Here is a 25,498-nt window from a genome sequence, read left to right as displayed (position 1 = left end):
AGGCGGTGGTCATGAATAGGACCGTTGCGAACACCAGTCCGCGCAACGTGGCTGCCATTCATCGAAACTACCTGGCTCGCACAATCCCCTCGAATCTGCGCACTATTACCACGCACGCTCATTGCGACAAGCAATTCACCTGTGCTTCCGCGCAAAGTCAGAGCCCTGGCCGGGGTGAGCCATGACCATCTTCGTTTCACATGCCAGCACGGACAGTGACGCTGTACGGGCACTGGTGGCCAGCCTTCAGGGTGGCGGAAATCAGATCTGGCTCGACCAAGACCTGACGGGCGGGGAGGCGTGGTGGACCTCCATCCTGCGCCACATCCGAGAGTGCAGCGTGTTCGTCTTCGCCCTGTCCGAGAACGCCCTCGAATCCGAGGCGTGCCAGTTGGAGTTGACGTACGCCCGAGATCTGAACGTGTCGAAGCCCGGGTAGCAGGGGGCCGGTAGCCGGTTGCCCCGGGCGTCCAGCCACAGCGACGACGGCCCCGGCAGAATGCGAATGTCGTGGTTGTGCCAGACCGGGTTCCAGCTGCGCAGCCCCTCGGTGTAGTGCCACATGCGGTCGCCGTTGATCACGCGCGCCCCAGCCTCCTCGGCGATGCTGCCGAACCAGTCACTCCTCGCGAGGTCGAGCGAATCCGTCACCCCCAGCCGACGCTGCTCACGCGAGTCGACCAGAAAGATGCCGCCCAGCGACCAGTGCGCCTGCCCGCCAGCGACTGCTCGGGTTCTTGATCGAGCACGATCACGCGGCGTCCGGCCTCGGCATCCTCACACGCGGCGGCCAAACCGGCCAGCCCAGCGCCGATCACGACAACGTCGGCCTGCAGCGCATCGTGCATCGTGCATCGTGCATCGTGCATCGTGCATCGTGCATCGTGCATCGTGCATCGTGCATCGTGCATCGTGCATCGGCGGAGAATAGCGCACGGCTCACGGGGCGTCCGCGATGTGCTAGCCGTAACATTGTTTGGCTACGGTAGGCGGCATGTCTGAGACAACCGCGCCCGCGTCCGCACCATCGCCGCAGCAGCCGGCCGACGAGACGCCGGCCATCGGCATTCACAAGCGGGGGGTTCAGTTTCCCCAGACGCACCCGCTGGCTCTGGCCCCGGTGACCCCGCCCCCGCCCACCGTGGACGGCTTCGTGAAGGAGTTTCTGCACGAGCTCAACACCGACCAGGGTGTCGCCCTCTCGCGCTCGTCGATCAACGACCAGTACACCGCGCTGGCGCACACCGTGCGCAACTACCTGACCGCGCGCTGGCTCGAAACCGGCCGCAAGCAGCGCGAGGGCCACACCAAAAGCGTGGCCTACCTGTCGGCGGAATATCTGCTCGGACGGCAGTTGGGCAACAACCTGCTCGCCGCCAACCTCAACGACGTCGCCCGAAAGGCGCTGGAAAGCTGCGGGCTCAGCCTCGACACCCTGCGCGCCCAAGAGGTCGAGCCCGGCCTCGGCAACGGCGGCCTCGGCCGGCTCGCGGCCTGTTTCATCGACTCCCTGGCCACCATGAACGTGCCCTGCGTCGGCTACGGCATTCGCTACGAGTACGGCATCTTCCGGCAGACCTTCGTCAACGGTGAACAGGTCGAACAGCCCGACTCGTGGCTGGCGCTGGGCAACCCGTGGGAGATCGCCCACCCCGAGGCCGCGGTCAAGGTGAACTTCGGCGGCCGGGTCGAGACCGTCACCGACGAGGCCGGCGTCGCCACCAGCACGTGGGTGCCCGAGTGGAACGTGCTCGGCGTTCCCTACAACATCATGGTGCCGGGCTACCTCAACGGCCGGGTGAACACCCTGCGGCTGTGGAGCGCGCAGGCCACCCAGGCGTTCGACCTCAGCATCTTCAACGCCGGCGACTACGCCCAGGCCGTGCGCGCCCAGACCTTCGCCGAGAACATCTCGAAAGTGCTCTACCCCGAAGACTCCACGCCCCAGGGCAAGGAACTGCGGCTGCAGCAGCAGTACTTCTTCGTGGCCTGCTCGCTGCGCGACTTCATCGACAACCAGGGCGAAGACTTCGACCTGCGCGACCTGCCGGAGCGGGTGATCTTCCAGCTCAACGACACCCACCCGGTGATCGCGGTGCCCGAGTTGATGCGCATTCTGATCGACGAGCGCGGCTTCGATTGGAACGACGCCTGGGCGATCACGTCCAAGTGCTTCGCCTACACCTGCCACACCCTGCTGCCCGAGGCGCTGGAGGTGTGGTCTGTCGAACTGCTCGGACGTCTGCTGCCGCGCCACCTCGAGATCATCTACCGCATCAACACCGAGTTCTTGGAGGTGGTGCGCGAGCGCTGGCCCGACGACTACCTGCGGCTGGGTCGCATGTCGATCGTCACCGAGTACCCCGAGCGCGGCATTCGCATGGCCTACCTGGCCACCGTAGCCGGCATCAAGGTCAACGGTGTGGCCGCGCTGCACAGCCAGCTGCTGCGCGACAAGGTGCTCAACGACTTCGCCGAACTGTGGCCCGACAAGTTCATCAACGTCACCAACGGCGTCACGCCGCGGCGGTTCATGAAACTGGCCAACCCGCACCTGTCCGACCTGATCACCGACACCATCGGCACCGGCTGGGTCACCGACCTCGAGCGGTTGGAAGAACTCGCGCCCTACGCCGACGACGCCGACTTCAGAGCCGCGTTCCGCGAGGCGAAGCACGCCAACAAGATTCGCCTGCGCGACCGGCTGCGAGTGCGCGACGGCATCGAGTTGCCCACCGACCACATGCTCGACGTGATGGTGAAGCGGCTGCACGAGTACAAACGGCAGACCCTGAAGCTGTTGCACATCGTGTCGCTGTACGAGCAGATCATCTCGGGCAAGGTGGACGCCGCCGACGTCACCCCGCGCACGTTCGTGTTCGGCGCCAAGGCGGCCCCCGGCTACCGCATGGCCAAGAACATCATTCACCTGATCAACAACGTCGGCGAGGTGGTCAACAACGACCCGGCGGTCGAGGGCCGGTTGAAGGTGTTCTTCCCCGCCAACTACAACGTCACGCTGGCCGAGCGGCTCATTCCGGCCGCCGACCTGTCCGAGCAGATCTCGCTGGCCGGCATGGAGGCGTCCGGTACCGGCAACATGAAGTTCGCGCTCAACGGTGCCATCACCATCGGCACCGACGACGGCGCGAACGTCGAGATTCGCAAGCTCGTGGGCGACGACAACTTCTTTCTCTTCGGCATGGACGAGCCGCAGGTCGCCGCGCTCGGCGCCAAGGGCTACCACCCCGGCGAGTACTACGAGTCGGACCCGCGGCTCAAGGCCACCCTCGACCTGATCGCGTCGGGCACGTTCTCGAACGGCGACCACCAGACCTTCGAGCCGGTGGTGTCGAACCTGGTGCACAACGACCGGTTCATGGCGCTGGCCGATTTCACGAGCTACATCGAGGCCCAGGCCAAGGTGGACGCCGCCTACGCCGACACCGAGGCGTGGACCCGCTCGGCGATCCTGAACGTGGCCCGCTGCGGCTTCTTCAGCAGCGACCGGTCGATGAAGGACTACATCAAGCTGATCTGGGGCACGAACCCCGTGCTGTGAGAGTCGGGCCCAACAGCGGTCACTCGAACAGGCCGGGGTTCTCGGTGCGCATCTGGGCGATGTCGGCGAGCACCACGCGCAGGTGGTGCCGAAGCGCTTGGACAGCGCCGCCCACGTTGCGTTCCTCGAGAGCGTCGACGACGGCTGAATGCTGGGCGATCAGATCGGACATTTTGCCGCCCGCGGGCAGTGACAGCCGGCGGGCGCGGTCCATCTGCGACTTGGCCTGAGCGACGATCGGCCAAACGGCGGGGTGCTTGCCCGCCTCGAGAAGTCGGGCGTGAAAGGCCTCGTCGAGGCGGAAGAATGCCTCGGTGTCGTTGGTGGCGTCGGCCGTGTGCTGCTGGTCGATGAGTCGGCGCAGATCGGTGAGGTCGGCCTGCGACAACGGGTCGGTCTGTTCGAGTGAGGTGCACTCCAGCGCTTCGCGAATGAACTGCGCGCCGACCACGTCGGCGAACTGGATGGGTGCGACGAACGTGCCGCGCTGCGGATAGATGTCGACGAGTCCCTCTTCGGCGAGCAACAGCAGGCTTTCGCGCACGGGCGTGCGGCTGACGCCGACGCTCTTGGCGATCTCGGCCTCGGAAAGAGCGGTTCCGGGCGGCAGTTCCATGCCGACGATCTGAGCTCTCAGCAGTTCGTGGACGATTCTGCGGGCACTCTTGCCGCGCAGCCGCTCGGCTCTCAGGTCAGTCGACGTCAGCATTCCCCGATTATGCAGCACAGCTACCCCTCTTCCATTCATGCACACTACCATGGTAGTGTGCAGCGCATGAAGATGGGTTTCCGTTGGTACGGCGACGGCAACGACACCGTGACGCTCGACGACATTCGTCAAATCCCGGGTGTCGAGACCGTCGTGTGGAGCCTGCACCACAAGCAGGCCGGCGAGGCGTGGGGCGAGGCCGAGATCGCCGCAGAGATGGGCAAGATCGCAGCCATCTCAGACGAGGCGGCCGCCCGTGGGGTGACCAAACGACTGGACGCCGACGTGGTCGAGTCGGTCAACGTGCACGAGTCGATCAAGCTGGGCAAGACCGTGCTGGGCATGGGCCGCGACGAGGCGATCGCCAACTACATCACCACTCTGGAGCGGCTCGGGCGGGCCGGCGTGAAGGTGGTCTGCTACAACTTCATGCCGGTGTTCGACTGGCTACGCACCGACCTGTGGCACCCCCTGCCCGACGGCTCCACCGCCCTGTACTTCGAGAAGGCCGTGGTCGACCGACTCACCCCCCAGAAGCTGATCGCCGACATGGCGGCCAACTCGGGCGGGCTGACACTGCCGGGCTGGGAACCCGAACGGCTGGCGAGTTTCAGTGAACTGAACGCCGCCTACGAGGGCGTCACCCACGCCGACCTGTACCGCACGTACGCGTACTTCCTGGACGCGATCATTCCCACCTGCGAAGAGTTCGACGTCAAGCTCGGCGTGCACCCCGACGACCCGCCGTTCGACATCTTCGGCTGGCCGCGGGTCGTCTCGACCATGGACGACCTGGGCACGGTGTTGTCGCTGAACGACAGCCCCCACCACGGGCTCACGCTGTGCCTGGGCTCGTTCTCGGCCAACGCCGCCCAAGCCCCCCGGGCCGAAGAGGCGGTGCGCACCTACCTGCCGCGCATCCACTTCTCGCACGTGCGCAACGTCAAGCACTACCCCAACGGCGACTTCAGCGAGGTTGGCCACCGCGCCTGCGAGGGCGACGTCGACACCGTCGGCGTGATGCGCGCCTACGCCGAGGGCGGCTACACCGGCTACCTCAGGCCCGACCACGGACGGCATCTGTGGACCGAGAACACCACCAATAAACCCCGCCCCGGCTACGGGTTGTACGACCGGGCACTCGGCATTCAGTACCTGCTCGGCGTCTGGGACGCCACCACCAACCGCAGTACCCACCCGCAGAAATCCGCTCAATGATGAAGGAGAAGCAATGACCGCACCGCACGCCGACGCCCCACCCGGGGGTGTCGCTCAGCGCACCACCAAAGACCTCGCCAAGGCGGCCGTTTCGGGCTGGCTCGGCACGGCCCTGGAGTTCATGGACTTTCAGCTCTACTCGCTGGCCGCGGCGCTGGTGTTCAAAGACATCTTCTTTCCCAGCGACGCCCCCGGCATGGCGATCATTCTTGCCATGGCCACCTACGCCACCGGGTACCTGAGCCGCCCCCTTGGCGCCTGGTACTTCGGCCGGCTGGGTGACCGCGTGGGCCGCACCAAGGTGCTGTTCTACACGATCGCCCTGATGGGCATCGCGACCACCGCCATCGGCCTGTTGCCCACCTACCATCAGGTCGGCATCCTGGCACCGATCCTGCTGGTCGTGCTGCGCCTGGCCCAGGGCTTCGGCGCCGGTGCCGAGATCGCGGGCTCGTCGGTGATGCTCACCGAGTACGCCCCCCGCCGCAACCGTGGCCTGGTCGGCTCGCTGGTCGCCCTGGGCACCAACTCCGGCACCCTCGGCGCCTCGGCCATCTGGGGCGTTCTGGTCGCTACCTTGTCGACCCAGGCGGTGATCGAGTGGGGCTGGCGCATTCCGTTCATCGCGTCGTCGCTGATCATGCTGTTCGCGGTGTGGCTGCGCCGAAACCTGAAGGAATCGCCGGTGTTCGAGGGCCGCGCAGACGTGGTCGACGGTGAGGCGCTCAGTCGCGAGCAGCTCGACGAGGCCGCGAAGCACGACAACGTGCTGGCCGAGGCGATGCACGAGCGTAAGGGCCGGGCGTTCTTCGAAGGCTTCTTCCTGCGGTTCGGCCAGGCCGGCAACTCGGGCATGGTGCAGACCTACCTGATCAGCTACATCACCGCGGTGCTGCTGCTGGCGCCCAGCGTGGGCACCGGCGTGGTGATCACCTCGTCGCTGGTCGGCTTCGTCACCGTTCCGTTCATCGGTTGGCTGTCCGACAAGGTGGGCCGCAAGCTGATGTACATCGTGATGTCGTCCATCGCGCTGCTGCTGGCCGGGCCGATGATCTACATGATCGCCACCAAGAACGTGAACTCGGTCTTCGCCGGCTACATCATCATTCACCAGACGTCGGTGCTGGCCCTGGCCTCGCTCGAGAACAACACCATGTCGGAGCTGTTCGGCGCCCGGGCCCGGCTCACCCAGCTCGCCCTGGCGAAAGAACTGGCGGCCATCGTCGCCACCGGCATCGGCCCGGTCGTGGCGGCAGCCCTGGTGGTCGGCACCGGCGGCTCGTGGTGGCCGATCGCGATCATGATCGGGTTCTTCTCGATCTGCTCGCTCGGTGCCGCGATCGTGATGCCCGAGACGGCCGGACGCGACCTGACCGTGCTGAACGACGCCCGTCCGGGCGAGGCGATCATCGGGCCGTTCGCCCGCAAAGAACGCGCCAGGCTCGGCCTGCCCGCCCCCGAAGAGGTTCGGGTCAACTGAGGTATCAGTGCGTCGCAGGGAGGGCTCCTGAGGTCACCTGATCACGAAGGAGTCCTCCCATGGCGAAGCGCACGAAGTTTCAGGCGGTCGTGGCCGACCTCGAACTGAAAGTCGGGCCGGTCGTCACCGGGCCCGCCTCGCACACGGGGCCGGTGTTCGTGGCCGTGTTCGGCAAGCGCGAGGGTTCGACCAGGGTCGAGGTGCTGGGCACGGGCAATCTGGTCAAAGACACCGTCGTGCTGGGCGGCCCCGACACCGTCACGGCGCTGAAGGCGGGCGCGACGCCCACCCAGGTGGGCTTCGCCTGGGTGCGACTCGGCACCGGTCACACCGACGTGCGCACCGTGCGCGGCTTCGCCACGGCCGAGATCAACGACCAACCCAACCCCGACATGTGGGCGATGGAGCTGACCACACCCACCAAAGCCCCGCTGCCGGTCACCATGCCGCCCGGCAGCAGCCCGGCCAGCGGGTGGTGCTTCCTGTTCCCCTGGCTGTCGATGTGCCACGCGAACTGACGGCCCACCACCGATGAACCGCACCGTTCGCAACGCAGCGGTGGTCGCTGCGGCGATCGCGATCGACCTCACGTTCTGGTCGGGTGAGGTGCAGGCCTTCGGCGGGAGCGTCGTGCCGATCTGGCTGCCGGTACTGGCCACCGTCGTGGTGCACACCAGCCTGTGGTGGCGGCGCAGCCGTCCCGTGGCCGTGTACACCGTACAGGTCGGGTTCTCGCTGGTCAGTCTGGTGGTGCCGCTATGGCAGCCGATCGCGGGCCTGCTGATCGCCACGTTCGCCGTGGCCGCCACCACCGGGGCACGTCGGGCCCGCTGGGGTTGGGTGGCCGCCGTGCCGCTGCTGGCGCACGCGTGGGCGCTGTCGGTGTGGTTCGACAGCAAGCTGATCGGCCTGACGCAGGGTGCGTTGTGCTACCTGGCCATCGGCGCGGCCGCCTGGCTACTCGGACGGCACGTGCGCCGCCGCAGCCGGCAGTTGCAGGCCTGGCACGCCGAGCAGGAGCGGCTGCACGTCCAGGCCGCGCTCGACGAGCGGGTGGCCCTGGCCCGCGAGCTGCACGACGGGGTCGCGAACACCATCACCACGGTGCTGGTGCAGGCCGCGGCCGGGCGAGCCGCCGCACGCGGCGACGCCGAACTGTTGCACGGCATCGAACGCACCGCCCGTCAGGCGATGGAAGAGATTCAGGCCACACTGCGGTTGATGCCGCGCAACGCGGGCGTGCCGGCGGGCCCCACCCTGCACGATCTGCCCAACCTGCTCCAACTGGCTCGGGCGGCCGGGCTCGACGTGGTGCACACCTGGACGGGCACGCCGCACACCCTTGATGCGGCTGCGTCGAACGCCGCCTACCGCGCGGTGCAAGAGGGCATCACCAACACGCTCAAGTACGCACCGCCGGGCACCCGCTGCCTGGTGCACCTGGCCTGGAGCGCCGACGAACTGGTGATCGACGTGATCGACCAGCCGCTGACCGGCCGCCGTCTCGACCTGCCCGCAACCGGTGGACGAGGGCTGGCCGGGCTGGCCGACCGGCTCGGCGGACTCGGCGGGGCCGTCACCTCGGGCAGCCACGGTGACGGCTTCAGGCTGGCCGCCCGAGTGCCGGTGGGTGCCCGGTGATCACCGTCGCCATCGTCGACGACGAGCCGCTGATCAGGGCCGGCATCGCCGCTCTGATCGACGCCCACCCCGACCTGAGCGTGGTCGGCCAGGCCGCCGACGGTGACGAGGCGGCCGCGCTCGTGCAGCGCACACGCCCCGACGTGATGCTGATGGATCTGCGCATGACCCGGCTGAGCGGCATCGAGGCCGCCCGCGCGGTGTGCGCCGCCGACCCCGCTCCCCCGGTGCTCATGCTCACCACGTTCGACGGCGACCCCGACGTGCTCGACGCGCTGCGCGCCGGAGCGTCCGGCTACGTACTGAAGCGCAACCCCGACCAACTGCCCGCCGCGATCAGGCATGTGCACGCCGGCGAGGTGTGGCTCGACCCGGCCGTGGCCGGCCACGTGCTGGCCGCCCTGGCCGCCCAACCCAGGCCCGGCCTGCCCGACGCGCTGGTGGGCCTGCTGACCGCACGCGAGCGTGAGGTGCTGGCCCTGCTCGCCGACGGCCTGTCGAACCACGAGATGGCGCAGCGCCTGTTCGTGGGGGTCGGCACGATCAAGACCCACATGTCGCGGATCCTGTTCAAGACCGGCTGCCGCGATCGTGCGCAGGCCACCGCGCTGGCGTTCACCTCGGGCCTGGTCACGGCGAGCTGAGCGCCGTCCACCGAGACACAGTGGGGCCGTGAGGGCCCGCCCGTTAGCCTTCTGCCGTCCGGACAACGCCGTCATCCCGGCTCCCGACGCTTCAGGAGGCCACGCCGCGACCGACCCCGCAGCCCCGCCCGGATTGCTCGACGAAGCCGGTGACGCCCAGCTACGGCGCGACATCAGGCGCCTTGGCGAACTGCTCGGCGAAACCCTCGCCCGCCAAGAGGCGCCCGAACTGGTCGACCAGATCGAAGACGTCCGACGGCTGTCGCGTGAGGCGCTGGCCGGCGACCAGAAGGCGCAGCGGGCACTCACCAAGCGGCTCAGCGCCGCCGACCTGCCCACCGCGGTCAACCTGATCCGCGCATTTCGCACCTACTTTCACCTGGCCAACATCGCCGAGCAGGTGGCGCGCATCAGGGCGTTGAACGACCGCCCCGAAGGCACCGGGTGGCTCGCGCAGGCCGTTGAAAAGGTGGCCGACGAGCTCGGCGCTCCGGCGCTGACCACGGCGCTGTCGAAGCTGCAGATCCGTCCGGTGTTCACCGCGCACCCCACCGAGGCCAGCCGTCGCACCACGCTCAGCCAGCTGCGCCAGATCGGCGACGCGTTGCTGGCCGCTCCGGCCGAACTGACGCCGCGGGCCGAACGTGCCCGCGACCGGCAACTCAAGAAGGTCATCGAGACCCTGTGGCAGACCGACGAGTTGCGGCTCGACCAGCCGACCGTCGAGGACGAGGCCCGCAACATTCTGTTCTACGGGGCCGCGTTGATGGCCGACACGGTGCCCGGGCTGCTCGACGACCTGGCCGACGAGGCAGCCCAGCAGGGCGCGTTCCTGCCCATCACCGCCAACCCGCTGGCCTTGGGCAACTGGATCGGCGGCGACCGCGACGGCAACCCCAACGTCACCGCCGACACCACGCTGGCCGTGCTGTACCGGCAGCACCTGGTGGGCATCAGCGTGGTGCTGAACGCCCTCGATGCCGTGATCGCCGAGGTGTCGACCTCCAGCCGGTTGCGCCGGGTCACCACCGAGCTGCAGCAGAGCCTGGACGACGACCTGGCACGCCTGCCCGAACTCGACGAGCACACCCGGCGCATTCACGTCGAAGAGCCGTACCGGTTGAAGCTGCACTGCGTGCGACAGAAGCTGATCAACACCCGGCGCCGGCTGGCCGACGAGGTGCCGCACCGCGAGGGTCGCGACTACCGCGGCAGCACGGCCCTGCTGGCCGATCTCGAGGTGGTGCGCGCCTCGCTGATCGCCAACCAGGGCGAGTTGCTGGCCGACGGCCGGCTCACCACCCTGATTCGTACGGTGAGCGCTTTCGGGCTGGGCGTGGCCACCATGGACGTGCGGGAGCATTCCGAGAAGCACCACCACGCGCTGGCCCAGTTGTTCGACCGGGTCGGAGAGCTCGACCGGCCCTACGCCGACCTGACCGCGGCCGAGCGGTTCGAGCTGTTGAGCGACGAGCTGGGGCGCCGGCGTCCGTTAGCACCGTCGCCGCCGGCACTCGACGACGACGGCACCCGCACCCTGGCCACGTTCGACGCGATTCGCGAGGCCCACGAGCGGTTCGGCCGTGCCGTGATCGAGAGCTACATCGTGTCGATGACCAGAGGCGCGGACGACCTGCTGGCCGCGGTGCTGCTGGCCCGCCAGGCACGGCTGGTCGACGTCACCGAGGGCCTGGCCACCGTCGGATTCGTGCCCCTGCTCGAAACCGTGGCCGAACTGCGCACCGCGGGCCAGATTCTCGATCGGCTGCTGAGCGACGCCAACTATCGCGAGATCGTGCGGCTGCGCGGCGACCTGCAGGAAGTGATGCTGGGTTACTCCGACAGCAACAAGGACGCTGGCATCGCCACCAGCCAGTGGGAGATTCACCGCGCACAGCGGGTGCTGCGCGATGTGGCGGCCAAGCACGGGGTTCAGTTGCGGCTGTTCCACGGCCGCGGCGGCACGGTGGGCCGAGGCGGCGGCCCCACCCACGAGGCGATTCTGGCCCAGCCGTACGGCTCGCTGCGCGGCCAGATCAAGGTCACCGAGCAGGGCGAGGTGATCAGCGATAAGTACACCCTGCCCGCGCTGGCCCGAGAGAACCTCGAACTCACCGTCGCCGCGGTGCTCGAAGCCAGCACCCTGCACCTCACCTCGCGCCAGCCCGACGAGCAGTTGCGCGAGTGGGACGCCACCATGCAGACCGTCTCTGACGCCGCCTTCGCCGCCTACCGCGGCCTGGTCGACGACCCCGACCTGCCCGCCTACTTCTGGCAGTCGACGCCGGTGGACCAGTTGGGTGCGCTGAAGTTGGGCTCGCGGCCGTCCAAGCGGCCCGACAGCGGCGCCGGCCTGGGCGGCCTCCGGGCCATTCCGTGGGTGTTCGGCTGGACCCAGTCGCGGCAGATCGTGCCGGGCTGGTTCGGCGTGGGCAGCGGACTGAAAGCGGCGGTCGCGGCCGGGCACGGCGACCAACTGGCCGAGATGTACGAGCAGTGGCACTTTTTTCGCACGTTCATCAGCAACGTCGAGATGACGCTCACCAAGACTCGCATGGACGTGGCCCGGCACTACGTGAACTCGCTGGTCGACAGCAACCTGCACCACGTGTTCGACACCATCGTCGACGAGCACCAGCGCACGCTCGACGCGGTGCTGGCGGTCACGGGCGAGTCGGAGCTGTTGCAGCGCCAGCCCCTCCTGGCGCGCACGCTGAGCGTGCGCGACGCCTACCTCGACCCGGTCAGCTACCTGCAGGTCGCCATGCTGGCCCGGCTGCGGGCCGGCGACCGCGACCCTCAGTTGGAGCGTGCCCTGCTGCTGGCGGTCAACGGCGTGGCCGCCGGTCTGCGCAACACCGGCTAGACACCTCGCTGGTCGAGACCCCGTTGGTCGAGCTTGTCGAGATCCTCTATACCCCCAGGCATACGTCGCGAAACCTGTCCGACGGCAGACGCGTCCCCCCTAGTCAATTGACGATTCTTGGTGTGCGGGCAAGAAGCCCGCAAGGGGGAAGCAGGCATAAGCCGCTCGTGAAAGGAGTCGCCATGACCCTCAAGAAGAACACCCGCCGGATCGCCGCCAGTGGCGCCGTCGCCGCCATCGCCGCCATCGGTTTCGCCGGTGCCGCACAGGCCGTCAGCACCTCGAGCTGCACCGCCACGCCGTACACGCCGACGTACTCGTACACCAACACCTCCGGGGTGAAAGTGCTGCAGTACAAGATCCAGGTGACCTGCTCGGCCAACCGCACGGCCACCGTCGAGCAGTACCGCATGGAAGAAGACACCTTCTCGGACGACACGATCGGCCACACCACCTACAACCGTTCGTTCAGCTCGGCCGGCACCCAGTACATCTACTTCTACGGCACCCTGCCCGACACCGAGCTGGGGCAAGAGGAGATGTACCAGAAGATCCGGCTCCGCGTGTCCAGCAACGGCGTCACCTCGGCGTGGACCGGCTGGCAGAAGTCGGGCGTTCAGTCCTTCTTCAACTGAGTCGCGACGAGTTCCCTTCGCACGGAACAACCCCGGCCCCGCCGGGGTTGTTTCGTCGTGCGTGTAGAAATCTGGTCGGACGTCGTGTGCCCCTTCTGCTACATCGGTAAGCGTCGGTTCGAGACCGCCCTGGCGAACTTCGAGCATCGTGACGACGTGGATGTCGTGCTGCGTTCCTTCGAACTCGACCCCGACGCCCCCACCGAGCCCACCGAGAAGGTGCCGACGGCGCTGGCCCGCAAGTACGGCATCAGCACCGAACAGGCGCTGGCCAACATGGCCGGCGTCGATCAGATGGCCGCCGGCGAGGGGCTGGTCTTTAACCAGGCGGACGCTCCGCACGCCAACACCCGCGATGCCCACCGGCTGCTGCACCTGGCACTCGCCGAAGGCGGCCAGAGCGCCCAGGCCGCGCTCAACGAACGCCTGCTGCAGAACTACTTCGTCGACGCCCAGAACCCCGCCGATCACGCGCTGCTGCGCGAGTCGGCCATCGCGGCCGGCCTCGATCCTGCGCGTGTTGATCAGGTGCTGAGCACCGACGAATTCGACGACGACGTCGAGGCCGACGTCGCCCGGGCCCGCGCCTACGGCGCCACCGGAGTGCCGTTCTTCGTGGTCGACCAGCGCTACGGAATCGCGGGCGCGCAGCCCACCGAAGCCTTCAGCCGCACCCTCGAGGCCGCCTGGAACGACCGCGACTAACCGGCGCAGCCCGACCACCGTCCTCCCGGACCTGATCCGGGATCTCACCACCGGCTCACCGCTTAGAGGTCCCGGTTTTCGTCGGGGTGACACTGGGCTAGCTGTCAGCGCGCTAGATTTTCAGCACCTCACCCATCAACCAGTCGTGGGCGACCATCTTGTCGCCGCACAAGCCATAGTTGCCGATCGAGAACGCTGTCTCATCGTCCAGGGGATAGTCGACGACCCCTTCTTGTTGCGCCCAGAGGCTCAGGAAAAGAGTCATCGGGGTCAGTTCACCGGCCAGCGCTCGCGCCACCGCAGGCATGCGACTCTTCACGCACTCGGCCGCCAAGTCGATGGCATTCTCCGGCCATTCAGCGCTGTAGACGCCCTGCCGTTCGGCGTACCTGCCAAGGTCTATGTCAGCGACCGGAAAGACTCCCTCGGTGATGTCGGGCACCTGAGCGGCACCTTCGTTGTTGATCACCTCCGCCAGATAGGCCAGCGCGGCCACCGTGACCAAATGGTCGGTCAGGTTGGAGTGCATCTCGTCGACGTCGGGCGGTACGACGCCGGCCGTCGCAAGCACGCCCCAGGCGTAGACGATCCACTCCGGCTGGCCCACAAATCGATCGCTGAACTGGTGCGCCAACTCATCAACGTTGGGCGCTTCGGTCATCGGACTGCTCCTTCTTCGGCCATGCGGGGTGCCATGCTCTCCAACTGCTCGATGACCAGCCGAATCGCTTCGGGCTGCTCGTCGGGCGGGTACTTGTACTTGACCAGCAGTCGCTTGACGGACGACCTCAGCTTGGCTCGCACGTCGTCGCGAACCGTCCAGTCGGTCTTCACGTCGCGGCGCAGAATCGCCCACAGCTCGCGGGCGATCTGCGCGAGCACGCTCTCGCCCTGAACGGTCAGGGCCGACTCGTTGGTGGCCAGCGAGTCGTAGAACGAAAGCTCGTCCGATGACAACGGCGGCGTGAACCGCTGCCCTCGGTTGCCCTCGGCAGCCACCTCTTTGGCCAACTCGATCAGTTCGGCGATCACCTCGGCCGAGGTCAGTTGCTGGTTGGTGTAGCGGTTCATCAACTCCTGAACCTTCTGCGAGAACGCCCGCTGGCGCACCAGGTTGTTCTGCGAAACTGCGGCGGACTCTTCGGTCAGCAGGTCACGCAGCGCCTCGATGGCCAGGTGCGGGTTGGCCGCGTTCTGCGCCCGGGTGGCGAAGTCGGGGCCGAGTTCAGATAGCGTCGGCTTCGGCAGTCCGGCGGCGTCGTAGATGTCGACGATCTCACCCGCCGCCGTCGACGTGGCCACCAGGCTCGACAGCAGCCGCTGAATCTCTTCAGGTACCGGACGCCCCGACGCCTGTCGCTCCTGGGCGTCGAACTTGCTCATCCACACCCGGACCTCTTCGTAGAATCGGGCCACGGAGCTCAGGTCCCCCAGCGTTTCCTGCCCGGACGCCAAGGCCCAGGCCCGCGCCAACTGGTTCGCCAGCTTGCGGAACCGGGTGGCCAGGTCGTCCTCGCCATCAGCAACCTGGTTGCCGGGCGAGGTGGGAGACCGCAAGTAGTTGGTGAGGCCCACCGCGGCCTTGACCCAGCTGCGGGTGTCGCCCGTCAGCTTGTTTCGCCACGGGTAGCCCGAGCACACGACGTCGAGGGCCTCGATGAGCGAGCGAGCCAGCACCGCGGCCTCGTCCACGTTGCGTCCGACGGGGCGGCTTGCCCGGTCTGCCTCGGTGTATTCGTCCAGCGCCTCACGCAGGTGCTCGGCGACTGGCGCGTAGGCGACCAGCAGACCGTCCGGCTTGCCGCGAAAGGTGCGGTTCACCCGGGCGAGCGTCTGCATCAACAGGGCGCCCTTGATCGGACGATCGAGGTAGAGCGTGTGCAGCGGGGGGGCGTCGAAACCGGTCAGCATCATGTTCTGCACGATCACCAGTTGCAGCGGGTCGTCGGGATCCTTCAGGCGGCCCTGAATCACCTTGTTCTGGCTTTCGCGGCGCACATGCTTGATCACGGGCTCTGTGTCTGAGGCCAAGCCCGAGTAGACGACCTTGACCACGCCGGCGTCGACCGCGTCGTCGTGCCAGTCAGGGCGCAATTTGACGATCTGTTCGTAGAGGTCTGCGCAGATTTCTCGCGTGGAGCAAACGATCATCGCCTTGCCCGGCGACTCGATGAACGGACGCATCGCGTCGCTGCGGGCGTCCCAGTGCTGCAGAATGTCCGCCGCCAACTCGGCCAGGCGCGCGGGGGCTCCGTAGACGGCGTTGATGACGGCGACCGACTGTTCGATCTTCTCCCGCTCCACCTGATCGAGACCGACGGTTGCTTCGTCGGCGGCAAGGTCCAGCTGTTCTTCGGTGACCTCGCCGGTGAGCTTGACGGTGATCAGGCGCGGCTCGAAGTAGACCGGAACGGTTGCGCCGTCTTCGACGGCACGGGTCAGGTCGTAGGTGTCGATCACGTCACCGAACACCTCGACGGTGTTTCGGTCGGCGAACGAGATGGGCGTACCCGTGAAGGCTATGAACGTCGCGTTGGGCAGCGCCTCGCGAATGCGCCGGGCGAATCCGTCCAACTGGTCGTAATGGCTGCGGTGCGCCTCGTCAACGATCACGATGATGTTGCGCCGATCGCTGAGCAGCGGGTGGTCGAGCCCGGCCTCGCGCTCTTCACGAGAAAGCCCGAACTTCTGCAGGGTGGTGAAGTAGATTCCACCGGTTTGTCGATTGCTCAGCTCTGCCCGCAGTTCGGCTCGATCGCCGATGCGGGTGGGCGATTCGGCGAGCAGCCGCGATCGATTGAAGCTCTCGAACAGTTGGGTGTCCAGCTCGTTGCGGTCGGTGACAACCACCAACGTGGGGTTCTTCAGCTTGGGCTGCTGTGCAACGAGGTGGGCATAGAGCTCCATCTCCATCGACTTGCCCGAGCCCTGGGTGTGCCACACCACCCCGGCCTTGCCGTTGGTCTCGGCGGCCGTCACGGTGGCCCCGACGGCCTTGGTGACCGCGAAGTACTGGTGCGGCTTGGCGATTCGTTTGACGAACCCGTCACCGCCCGCGTCGAACGCCACGAAGTTGCGCTGCAACTGCAAGAACCGTTCGGGGTTGCACACGCCGTCGATCAGGTACTCCAGTTCGACACCCAGGTTGAGGTTGTCCGGATCGCTGGTGAGGGACGCGCGCCGGCCGTCGTCGTCGACGTTCCAGGGCGCGTAGTGGTTCAACGGCGTGAACGGCGTTCCGTAGCGGGCGGTGATGCCGTCGCTGATGATGGTGAGCACGGCGAACCTAAAGGCCATCGGAAACTCACGCAGGTAGGTGTTCAGTTGGGCGTGCGCGGACGCCAGCCCGGCCGCTTGCGCCGCTGCTCGCTTGAGTTCGACGAACACCACGGGCAGGCCGTTGAGGTACAGCACCACGTCGAAGCGGCGCTCCACCTCGCGCGACCGAATGGTCAGTTGGCTGACCGCCAGCCGGTCGTTGTCGTCGACCCGCGGGCCGATCAGGTGAATGGTCGGGTTGTGTTCCACGCCTGAAGCGTCGGTGAACGTGATGCCGCGGTACCCCTTCACCAGAATCTCGTGCAGCCGGTAGTTCTCGGCCAGGGCGTCTTGCGACTTCGGTGCCACGATTTCGGCGAGCGCCTGTTCCAGATATTGGGTCGGCACCAGCGGGTTCAGTCGCCGCATGGCGTCGAGCGTTCTGCTGGTCAGCACCAGGTCGCCCCACGAGGCGCGTCCGGTGAGCGCGCTGGGCGGCAGGTCTTTGCCGGGCACATGCTGCCAGTCGTTCTCGGCGAGTCGTTCGAGGGTGATCGCCTCCCACTGGGCTTCGGTGATCATGGTTGCTCCTGGGGGTTGGTCAGCCGGTAGCTTTGTCGGCTGCTGTTGCGTGGTCGGGTGGGTTGAATGAGCCCCTGTTCGATCAGTGCGTTGACGCGTCTGATGGTTGTCGGGTAGCTGAGGCCGAGTTGCTGTCGAATCTGAGCGGTGGTGTGGTGCCCGGCCCGGATCGCTTCCAAGACCGCCCATTGGTCGGTCGTGTCGCCACTACCGCCCGTCGGGCCGACCAGGGCGGGCTGGCCAACGGTGTTCTGCGCACCAACCGCCAGGTGGTAGACGGCGTAGCGCCTGCCGCCCGATCGTTCGGCGACGCCCCGACCCACCAAGTCACGTAGTGCCAAGCCGGCTTCCGCAGCCGCCACGCCCCACACACGCAGCATGGCCGCTGTCGCACCGCCGGAGTTGCGCATCATCGCCAGGGCGAGGTGTTGCGCGTCGCTGAGGTCGGCGTACCCGAGCGATGCGATCCAGTCGATGGTGTCAGGTGACAGCAACGCGTTGCGAGGCACTTCCACCGTCACCCGACCCGGCTCCACCTCGAAGCGCGGTGGCGACATTCCCGCTCGCCTCAGAGCGGCGACCACCCGCACCAGGCCGGAGCCACGATTCTCGACCACCGTCTCGCCGGGCGCCTCTGACGTGGGAACGTCCGACAGCAGCTTCGCCAGAGCCGCATTGCGCGATGTGGACGTCACGGTTGTCGTACCGAGGTCGTCGGCCCGGACGTTGCCATGCAGGCCGCCTGGGCTTTTCACCACGAGTCGATCGGGGTAGAGCTCGACCTGCACCTGGGTTCCGCGCGCGTCAGGGCTGTAGTCGCGGTGCATGACCGCGTTGGTGATCAGTTCGCGGATGACTTCGAGCGGGTAGTCGTAGCGGTCTTCGCGGCCGAGGCCACGAACCACGGCTGCGGTGTTCATGTTGCGTCGCAGCGCGATGCCAACCTCTTCGAGCAGGGTCGGAATCGGCCCGTCGATCGTGACGTTGTCGAGGAAGCGTTCCCCCGCGAGCCCCGTGTCGCCCATGGTGAGCCCGGGCAGTGCGACGAACGAGATGAACAGTTGGGGGAAGAACTGCTGAGGGTGCTGCCCAAGGCTGAGCAGGCCCGCGATCGTCGGTTTCGCGTCGCCGTCCACCAACCGGGCGGCCCCGAGTCGCACCAGCGCCTGGCCAGGGTCAAGCCCTTTGACGGTGCGCGGTGCCCGCCGGGATGCTCGCGAGAGCGTTTGCCGCACGAGGTCACGATCCAGGTCGTCAAGAGTCGCATCGGCGAGAACCTCGAGGTCGAAAGTCGGCTGAGTTCGGTTCATCAACAGTTGGGTGACCTCGTACCGCGACAGGCGACGATCGCCATCACCACCACGGATGTACGCGCCGTAGTACTCGCCCTTGGCCTCGACGAAGCACGGCTTGTCGACCGGGTCGAGCCCCTCGATGTCGACGCGGACGACCTGCGCCCCCTCGAACTCCACGATCTCAATGGGCAGCCGCAGCGGAGGAACTATCTTGTCGTGGCACGCTTGCGCGAGCGCCTCACGGACGCCCTCGGCGTTGAAACCCTGGACCGGTCGGAAGCCGTCGTCTTCAGACAAGCCGATGAGCAGGGTGCCGCCCGACCCGTTGGCGAACGCGCTCAGCGTTTCGGGCGTGGAGCGTGGCAGTCCCCCGGCCCCCGCCTTCACCTCGATGTCGGTGGGTTCGAGCCCCAGTCGGCGCAGTCGATCGACCAGCGCATCGACACTGTCGTCTACTCCCACGACGATTTCACTTCACTCTCTCAACTCTCGCACTCTCTCGCTAACTCTTTCACGACTCTCTCACGGTGAAAGAGTCGCGCAAGGGAGCGAACCGCGACCACCGCGACGTAACCGATCAGACGACCTCCGCGACCACCTTCTCGGCATCCTTGACGTGGAGGCGGCCCGACATCAGCAGCGGCAGGAGTTCGTCGCGGGTGGAACCCAGGGCACGCGTCTCGGCCGCAAGTCCGGCAGCGAGGCGTGCGACGCCATCAACACGACGACTGAATCTCACCGCTTCCGTCTCACCCGGCCAAGGGACGAGCACCTCCTTCAGGACGGACCAGTTCGCCCGCGGCATACGGGTTCCATCGGCAGCTCCAGTCGCTGCGGCAACTGCACCATCTGACGAGGCCGCCGCGAGAGCCAGTCCCGCTAGTTCGGGCCGTTTGGCCCTTAGTACAAGAATGTCCGTGGAAGCAATTCCCGAGGAAGGTGCTCGCACAACCTTATGAAAGTAGGGCCTCAACTTCCCAAATAGCACATCACCCTCTTGAAACGACGACTTCGCACTGGCGACCATCTTCGCGGTACCAAATTCCTGCAGCCACATCCTTCGCCGCGGAACATGCTCAAGGCCTACGTATGGTGTCGCCGCCGGTCGCGACGTCGGATCTACCTGCTCACGAACGCTGGTCACCAGGTCTTGGAGAGTGATCGGCTCGCCACTCAGGTGTGCAAAGTCAGCGCGCACCAACGAATCTCCGACTGACAGGGCTCGATCGTTGGCGGTGATCTTGTCGTCTAGTGCGCCCAGGACCTCGGCAATAGCTCGCTGGGTCTTGAGTGGGTGTGGCGCTATTCGCAGTCGGGCAACGTCGGACACGTTAAGGCTGGAAAAGACCGCTCCTACATTCATGAGCCGCTCCACCTCGGCCCACCACATGGGCCCCCGTGTTGCCCAACGAAGATAGTCTTGGCGGATCGCTGCGCCGCTAGAACGCAGCAAAACAAGATTCTGTCCGATTGCACAGGCAACGCCCGGCGGCACGGGAGCGGTATCACCGACGCGCCCCCGCCTGGTCACAATGACATCGCCCTCTCGTGGCAATGTCTTGCGGGTCCAAGAACTCAGATCGTCGTCTGAAATGCGCCTAGCGGACTCAAGGTTGACCCTGCCTCCCACGATATCGGGGATGGCAATATAGGGATGGCCAGCTGCCACCGCTGCAGGAGTTCGATGTTCGCAGTCGAGCACAGAAACGCCAAGCTCGCCCAAGGAAACCAGCTTCACAAGAGTCACGACAAGCGCCCCAACTGCTCACGCACGACCTTCTCCAACCGCGCTGACTCGTCGAACGCAGCCAGCAACTCCTTGGTAAGCCGTTCGATCTTGTCTCCGATGGCCTCCCCGTCGTCCTCGACCTCTGCGGCACCGACGTACCGTCCGGGCGTCAGGGCGTAGTCGGCTTCTTTGATCTCGGCCAGGGTCGCGCTCTTGCAGAAGCCGGGCACGTCCGCGTAGGTCTCGGTCTCGACAGGCTCCACCGGCGAGGTTCCCAGCCAGGCGTGGTAGGTGCCACCGATCCGTTTGATGTCCTCGTCCGACAGCGCTCGTTCGGCGCGGTCGACCATGTGCCCCAATTCGCGCGCGTCGATGAACAACACCTCACCCGCGCGGTCGCCCTTGTTCTTGGCGAAGAACCACAGACAGACCGGAATGCCGGTGGAGCGGAACAACTGGGTGGGTAGCGCCACCATGCATGACACCAGGTCGGCCTCGACGATCTGGGCGCGAATGGTGCCCTCGCCGTTGGAGTTCGACGACATGGAACCGTTCGCCATCACCACACCGGCTTGGCCCTGCGGTTTGAGCTTCGAGAGAATGTGCTGAATCCACGCGTAGTTGGCGTTGGTGGCCGGCGGCACCCCGTAACGCCAGCGAACGTCTTCGACGTTGCGGGCCCAATCTTTGATGTTGAACGGCGGGTTCGCCATCACGTAGTCCATCAGCACGCCGGGGTGAATGTCGCGGGCGAACGTGTCGCCCCAGCGAGCGCCCAGGCCGTTGTTGTCGATGCCGTGAATGGCGAGGTTCATCTTGGCCAGCCGCCAGGTCTCTTCGTTGGCCTCCTGGCCGTAGATGTGCACGTTGGTGGGGTCACCGTCGTGGGCGCGAATGAACTTGTCGGTCTGCACGAACATGCCGCCCGAACCGCAGCACGGGTCGTAGACCCGCCCACCGCTGGGTTGCAGAACCTCGACGATCACCTTCACCACGCTCGGTGGGGTGAAGAACTCGCCACCCCGCTTGCCCTCGGCCCGGGCGAAAGCGCCCAAGAAGTACTCGTACACCTCGCCCATCAGGTCGCGCGCTCGATGCTCACCCTGCCGGCTGAACCGGGCGCTGTTGAACAGGTCGACCAGTTCGCCGAGCCGGCGTTGATCGATGTTGTCGCGGTTGTACAACCGGGGCAGGGTGCCCGACAGGCTCGGGTTGGCGCGCATCAACGCGTCCATGGCGGCGTCGATAAGGGCACCGATGCTGCGCGGCGGTTGGTCGCCGATGGCCGGCATTCCCTTCGCGTGCTGCGCCAGGTAAGTCCAGTGGGCCACCGGTGGCACCAGAAACACCCCGTAGCCCTGGTACTCGTCCGGATCTTTGATCAGGTCTTCGACGTCGGCCTCGTCCAGGCCATCGGCCAAGAGTTCACCCCGCAGCGTCTCGCGGCGTTCGTCGAACGCGTCCGAGACGTACTTCAGAAACACCAGCCCGAGGATCACGTCTTTGTACTGGCTGGCCGACAGTGACCCCCGCAGCTTGTCGGCGGCTTTCCAGAGGGTGTCTTTCAGCTCCTTCATGGTCGAGGGAGCCTGTGGGTTCTGTTTTCTGCGAGGTGGCACGTCAGCCTGCCTTCGTGGTCGGTGTGAGGGCGAGGGTGCCGGCGGCAGCCCCCTGAATCAGGTTGTCGATCAGATCGTTGGTCGCGGCCGTGCGGCGGTGCAAGTCGGCCAGGTACGCATCGGCCGCGGCCAGCGTCCCCTCCAACGCGCCACGCTCACCCGCACGCAGCAGCGGCACGTTCCAGGCCCGATACTCCTGGGCTGAGCTGGGCAAGCGGTTGATCACCGCTGCCAGAGCGAGCGGGCCGAGCAGGGAATCGGGCGGCAGCCTGAGCGCCCGGCTCGGGTACCGCACGAGCGAGCCTCCCTCGTGGTCAACGCTGGCGTGTGGACGGGGGCGCTCGACGAACACGACGTCGCCGGGCTCGGTTCGTCGCGCCCGCGGATAGTGCTCGGCGGCCACCAGCGGATCGAGCAGCAGATCGGCGTCGGCAGGATCTGCCGACACCGCTCGCACGGTCCCAACCGGGTCGCTGTAGGCAGCGTCGACGCGCGTTCCTTTGAGCAAATCGATACGACCGGCGGCCAGCAACTCGCCCAGCGAGGCGGCGCTGACCACCACCTGTTGTTCGCCTGGTGCCACGTGAACGTCGAAGCCGGGCAAGGGCTGACTGGTGATCAGGGTGGCCGCCAGCACGCGATCGCGATGGTGACCGTACGCCGCGTCGGCCAGTTGAATCGCCCGAATGCCGGGCGCTACCAGCGGACGACGGCCACTCAGCGCGGCGCGGTCGACGGCACGCCCGTAGCGAAAGGCCCTGGAGGCATCCGGCAGCGTCGCCGAGTCGTAGGTCAGCGCGGCTGAGGCGTCAGAGGCCAGGTCGTTCACGTCCACGTCCGTCGCAGTGAGGTCGGCCACAACCACCTTGGCGCCCTTCTCGACGCCCGCCACGATCCAGAGACCCAACTGCTGGCGATGCGCGTTGGTCCACAGCCCCCGCGGCAGCCGAGCGGCCATCACCAGTCCGCGCCCAGAGAGCGTGTCGGCGCGCATTGCATCGAGTCGCCCGCGCAATCCGTCACACAACAGCGACGACGGACCGAGAATGACGCCGACATCGGCGGGGCCCAGGTCGAGCACCAGGTCGTCCATCACCTGCAGAGCAGCGTGATCGGTCTCGCCCACCACCGACAGCACGCGCACCGCCGAGTCACTGCTGACCAACTCGACGTCAGCCAACGTCAGCGTGCGCCGCAACCGGCGCCCGTCGACGTGGCCCGCGCCGACCGTGACGCCGGCAAAACCCTCAGCCAACACCCGAGCGGTCGGTGCGTTGACACGAGGATCGAGCGCAACCACATCACCGCCCAGAAACAGCCGGCACGCGGTGGTGATCGAAGCCAGCACCGTGACCGCCGCGTCTGTCAGACCGCGGTGACCCGACCGGCCCAGACGACTCTCTTCGGCACGATCCAGCGCATCGATAAGTCCGAAGGCCGACTCGTGAAGATCGTCGACGTAGGCGAGCAAGTCGGCCTTGACGCCGATCCCGACCACCTCGGAGCCCAAGAACTCGTCGTCGGGGTCGGCCTCATAGGCGAGAGCGGCGAGGTCGGCGGCCGACAGTGCAGTGAGGTCGCAATCACACATCGAGCGCAGGGCAAGCATGGTGACGACCTCATCGAGGCTGAATCCTTCACGCAGCGAAAAGGCCGGAGCGTCGGCCCGCGCCTCGGCATTGCGGCCACGGCCGGTCTTCTCCAACCACGCGACGACCTCGTCGGCCGCGAAACGCTCGACACCGTCTGCGGACAGCGGTGGCGGAAACGGCAGCATGCCGGCTGCGGTGTTGGGTCGTCGCCGCCAGTTGGTTACCGCCTGCCTCGACACCATCGCGAGGCGCGCCACATCTTCGGCGGTCAGGGTGGGTGACTGCATGGGTGCCTCCTCTCGTACGCAATGACAGGAGACTACGGGAAATGCACTTGAGTGCATATGGCAGCGTCTGTTTACCCGACTAAACAGCGTCTTATCTTGTCCGTAGAGCCACGGCCACCGATTCTGATTGCGTCCCGCCACAGTGGCGACGACAAACCCTCAGGAGGAATCATGCCCAGCACCACCGACACCGCCCGGTTCGACGCAACCGGGGCGACCATCGCGATCGAAGCGATGGTGATCGCCGAACCGAGGGTCATCGAAGAGGCCCGCCACTGGACGACCGGACGGCGGCTCGGTGAGGCCGCTCACGCGTCCGCCGTCGGGAACGCCGACGTCACGGCGTTCGTCCACGAAGCCCTGACGTTCGGCGCCCGCGTCTTGGCCAGCACCGCGCACACCGCAGATACGCGGCTGCTCGAGAGCATGGTCAAGGGCGTGGGCGACCAGACAGCCCAGGCATCCAAGCAGGCGGCCGAGATCACTGAGCGGGCCACCGCAGAGGCCGCGAAGGCGGTGACTCAGGTGGCGTCCGACGCCAAGAAGGCGATCGTCGAGGCCGAGGTGACGAACCGCAAAGAGATCACCGCGGCCGTGGATCACGCCACGAAGACCCTGGCCGAGCAGATGCAGCGCCTGTTCGGCGGCGACAAGGCGGAGGTGCTCGAACGCATGCAGCCCCTGCTGGGCACCTTCGCCCAGACTCTGCAGGCTCAGGTGAGCGCCGGCACGTCCGAGCTGCTGTCGAAGGCGGCCAAGCAGTTCGACCCGTCGGACCCAACTTCTCCCATGGCCAAGCACGCCGCCGCTCTGGCGGTGAGCCAGAAGGAGTTCACCGAGCGGATCGAGAAGAACCACAACGTGCTGGCACACAAGGTGGACGAGTTGACCACGGCGTTGAAGGTGCAGCAGGCAACGGCATCGCTCGCCAAGGTGACGCCGATCAAGGGCGGCTCGCTCGAGGCGCAGGTTCACGTGCTGATGAACGGCATCGCAGCCGGACTGGGCGACGAGTACCAGGACACCACCAATCAGGTCGGTCTTCTGCCGCGCTGCAAGAAGGGTGACGGCGTGCTGACCGTGGGTGGCCACGATGTTCGGCTGGTGGTCGAAGTGACCGACTCGAAGCGGGCCGGTTGGACCGCGTACTTCGACGAGGCCGAGCGCAACCGCGCAGCAGTGGCGTCGTTGGGCGTCGTCCGTTCGCTCGAACAGAACGCAGGCCAGGCGATTCGGGTGGTGGGGTCACGGCGCTTGGTCGTCGCGCTCGACCCGGAAACGGACGATCCTGAGCTGCTGCGCACCGTGGTCATTCTGCTTCGCACCGTCGCAATGGCCGCTTCGGTGCGCACCGGTTCGGAAGAGGCGCAGACGGCCGAAGAGAAGATCGCCGAGGCGCTGGCGCAGTTGGTCAAGATCGACGCGATGAAGACGCTGGCGAGTTCGATTCAGACGAACGCCGCGAAGATCGACAGCGGATGCACTGCCGTCACCACCTCGATTCACCGGCTGCTCGACGAGGCACTCACCGCCTTGGCAGGTGCCCACAGTTCCGCCACGGCGCACGAGGCGGCCGAACCGGTCGTGGCTGCCGGCGCAGCGTGACGGCTGACGGCCCGAGGGTAGGAGGGAGCCCTCGGGCCGTCGTTCGCCCCGCGACGTTGATGTTCTTGGGG

General features: G+C 66.7%; 19 protein-coding genes and 1 pseudogene. 11 read left to right on the top strand and 9 right to left on the bottom strand.

Going from position 1 to position 25,498, the window contains the following annotated elements; all coding sequences use genetic code 11:
* Positions 1-181: 181 nt before the first annotated feature.
* Positions 182-439, top strand: coding sequence for a toll/interleukin-1 receptor domain-containing protein (locus tag MPLG2_RS19890; RefSeq protein ID WP_343834461.1), 258 nt, complete (start codon positions 182-184; stop codon positions 437-439).
* Positions 440-483: 44 nt separating this feature from the next.
* Here MPLG2_RS19890 and MPLG2_RS19885 read toward each other — a convergent pair.
* Both MPLG2_RS19885 and MPLG2_RS19090 read right to left on the bottom strand, forming a co-directional pair.
* Positions 484-564: pseudogene (locus MPLG2_RS19885) on the bottom strand (hypothetical protein); the annotation flags it as partial.
* Positions 565-647: 83 nt separating this feature from the next.
* On the bottom strand, positions 648-848 hold the full coding sequence (locus MPLG2_RS19090) for an FAD-dependent oxidoreductase (protein ID WP_269459152.1): 201 nt from the start codon (positions 846-848) through the stop codon (positions 648-650).
* Positions 849-994: 146 nt separating this feature from the next.
* Here MPLG2_RS19090 and MPLG2_RS15560 point away from each other — a divergent pair, with 146 nt between their 5' ends.
* Entirely contained in the window at positions 995-3,562 is a 2,568-nt protein-coding gene (locus tag MPLG2_RS15560) for a glycogen/starch/alpha-glucan phosphorylase (protein ID WP_105186937.1), read from the top strand.
* 19 nt (positions 3,563-3,581) lie between these two features.
* Here MPLG2_RS15560 and MPLG2_RS15555 read toward each other — a convergent pair whose 3' ends face one another.
* Positions 3,582-4,271: a GntR family transcriptional regulator gene (locus MPLG2_RS15555; RefSeq protein WP_105186936.1), complete on the bottom strand. Its 690-nt coding sequence runs from the start codon at positions 4,269-4,271 to the stop codon at positions 3,582-3,584.
* A gap of 66 nt (positions 4,272-4,337) precedes the next feature.
* Here MPLG2_RS15555 and MPLG2_RS15550 point away from each other — a divergent pair, with 66 nt between their 5' ends.
* From MPLG2_RS15550 to MPLG2_RS15515, 8 genes are all read left to right on the top strand, one after another.
* Positions 4,338-5,489: a mannonate dehydratase gene (locus MPLG2_RS15550; RefSeq protein WP_105186935.1), complete on the top strand. Its 1,152-nt coding sequence runs from the start codon at positions 4,338-4,340 to the stop codon at positions 5,487-5,489.
* A 13-nt stretch (positions 5,490-5,502) separates the two neighbouring features.
* A complete protein-coding gene (locus MPLG2_RS15545) occupies positions 5,503-6,969 on the top strand; it encodes an MFS transporter (RefSeq protein WP_105186934.1) in 1,467 nt (488 codons plus the stop codon).
* Positions 6,970-7,028: 59 nt separating this feature from the next.
* The gene (locus MPLG2_RS15540) at positions 7,029-7,487 is read left to right on the top strand and encodes a hypothetical protein (RefSeq protein WP_105186933.1); all 459 of its coding nucleotides are present in this window, start codon (positions 7,029-7,031) and stop codon (positions 7,485-7,487) included.
* A 13-nt stretch (positions 7,488-7,500) separates the two neighbouring features.
* Complete coding sequence (locus MPLG2_RS15535) at positions 7,501-8,610, top strand: sensor histidine kinase (RefSeq protein WP_105186932.1); 1,110 nt, start codon at positions 7,501-7,503, stop codon at positions 8,608-8,610.
* Positions 8,607-9,254, top strand: a complete 648-nt coding sequence (locus tag MPLG2_RS15530; RefSeq protein WP_105186931.1) for a response regulator — start codon at positions 8,607-8,609, stop codon at positions 9,252-9,254. The genes MPLG2_RS15535 and MPLG2_RS15530 overlap by 4 nt, the downstream gene beginning before the upstream one ends.
* 28 nt (positions 9,255-9,282) lie before the next feature.
* Complete coding sequence (ppc, locus tag MPLG2_RS15525) at positions 9,283-12,120, top strand: phosphoenolpyruvate carboxylase (protein WP_197709975.1); 2,838 nt, start codon at positions 9,283-9,285, stop codon at positions 12,118-12,120.
* 182 nt (positions 12,121-12,302) lie between these two features.
* Positions 12,303-12,755 (top strand): hypothetical protein, encoded by a 453-nt coding sequence (locus MPLG2_RS15520; RefSeq protein ID WP_105186929.1) that lies wholly within the window; start codon positions 12,303-12,305, stop codon positions 12,753-12,755.
* 57 nt (positions 12,756-12,812) lie between these two features.
* The gene (locus tag MPLG2_RS15515; RefSeq protein WP_105186928.1) at positions 12,813-13,460 is read left to right on the top strand and encodes a DsbA family oxidoreductase; all 648 of its coding nucleotides are present in this window, start codon (positions 12,813-12,815) and stop codon (positions 13,458-13,460) included.
* 112 nt (positions 13,461-13,572) lie between these two features.
* Here the strand turns inward: MPLG2_RS15515 and MPLG2_RS15510 are convergent, their stop codons facing one another.
* The 6 genes from MPLG2_RS15510 to MPLG2_RS15485 form a co-directional block, all read right to left on the bottom strand.
* Positions 13,573-14,121 carry a hypothetical protein gene (locus MPLG2_RS15510; RefSeq protein ID WP_105186927.1) on the bottom strand — a complete coding sequence of 183 codons (549 nt, stop codon included), beginning with the start codon at positions 14,119-14,121 and terminating at the stop codon, positions 13,573-13,575.
* Positions 14,118-17,300 carry a type I restriction endonuclease subunit R gene (locus tag MPLG2_RS15505; RefSeq protein ID WP_105186926.1) on the bottom strand — a complete coding sequence of 1,061 codons (3,183 nt, stop codon included), beginning with the start codon at positions 17,298-17,300 and terminating at the stop codon, positions 14,118-14,120. Before MPLG2_RS15505 ends, MPLG2_RS15510 begins: the two co-directional genes overlap by 4 nt.
* Positions 17,297-19,057, bottom strand: a complete 1,761-nt coding sequence (locus MPLG2_RS15500) for an ATP-binding protein (protein ID WP_105186925.1) — start codon at positions 19,055-19,057, stop codon at positions 17,297-17,299. Before MPLG2_RS15500 ends, MPLG2_RS15505 begins: the two co-directional genes overlap by 4 nt.
* Positions 19,058-19,172: 115 nt before the next feature.
* Positions 19,173-20,318, bottom strand: coding sequence for a restriction endonuclease subunit S (locus MPLG2_RS18645; RefSeq protein ID WP_158681263.1), 1,146 nt, complete (start codon positions 20,316-20,318; stop codon positions 19,173-19,175).
* A 20-nt stretch (positions 20,319-20,338) separates the two neighbouring features.
* Positions 20,339-21,901, bottom strand: coding sequence for a class I SAM-dependent DNA methyltransferase (locus tag MPLG2_RS15490; RefSeq protein WP_231935688.1), 1,563 nt, complete (start codon positions 21,899-21,901; stop codon positions 20,339-20,341).
* A 43-nt stretch (positions 21,902-21,944) separates the two neighbouring features.
* The gene (locus tag MPLG2_RS15485; RefSeq protein ID WP_158681262.1) at positions 21,945-23,963 is read right to left on the bottom strand and encodes a hypothetical protein; all 2,019 of its coding nucleotides are present in this window, start codon (positions 23,961-23,963) and stop codon (positions 21,945-21,947) included.
* 30 nt (positions 23,964-23,993) lie between these two features.
* Between MPLG2_RS15485 and MPLG2_RS15480 the strand changes: the two genes are divergently transcribed.
* Positions 23,994-25,427 carry a Fis family transcriptional regulator gene (locus tag MPLG2_RS15480; protein ID WP_105186921.1) on the top strand — a complete coding sequence of 478 codons (1,434 nt, stop codon included), beginning with the start codon at positions 23,994-23,996 and terminating at the stop codon, positions 25,425-25,427.
* Positions 25,428-25,498 lie beyond the last annotated feature (71 nt).

Origin of the sequence: Micropruina glycogenica, from assembly GCF_900289045.1 — a bacterium.
Taxonomy (GTDB): Bacteria; Actinomycetota; Actinomycetes; order Propionibacteriales; family Propionibacteriaceae; genus Micropruina; species Micropruina glycogenica.
The sequence above is the reverse complement of the archived record's forward strand: the minus strand, read 5'-3'. Positions and strand labels throughout refer to the sequence as shown.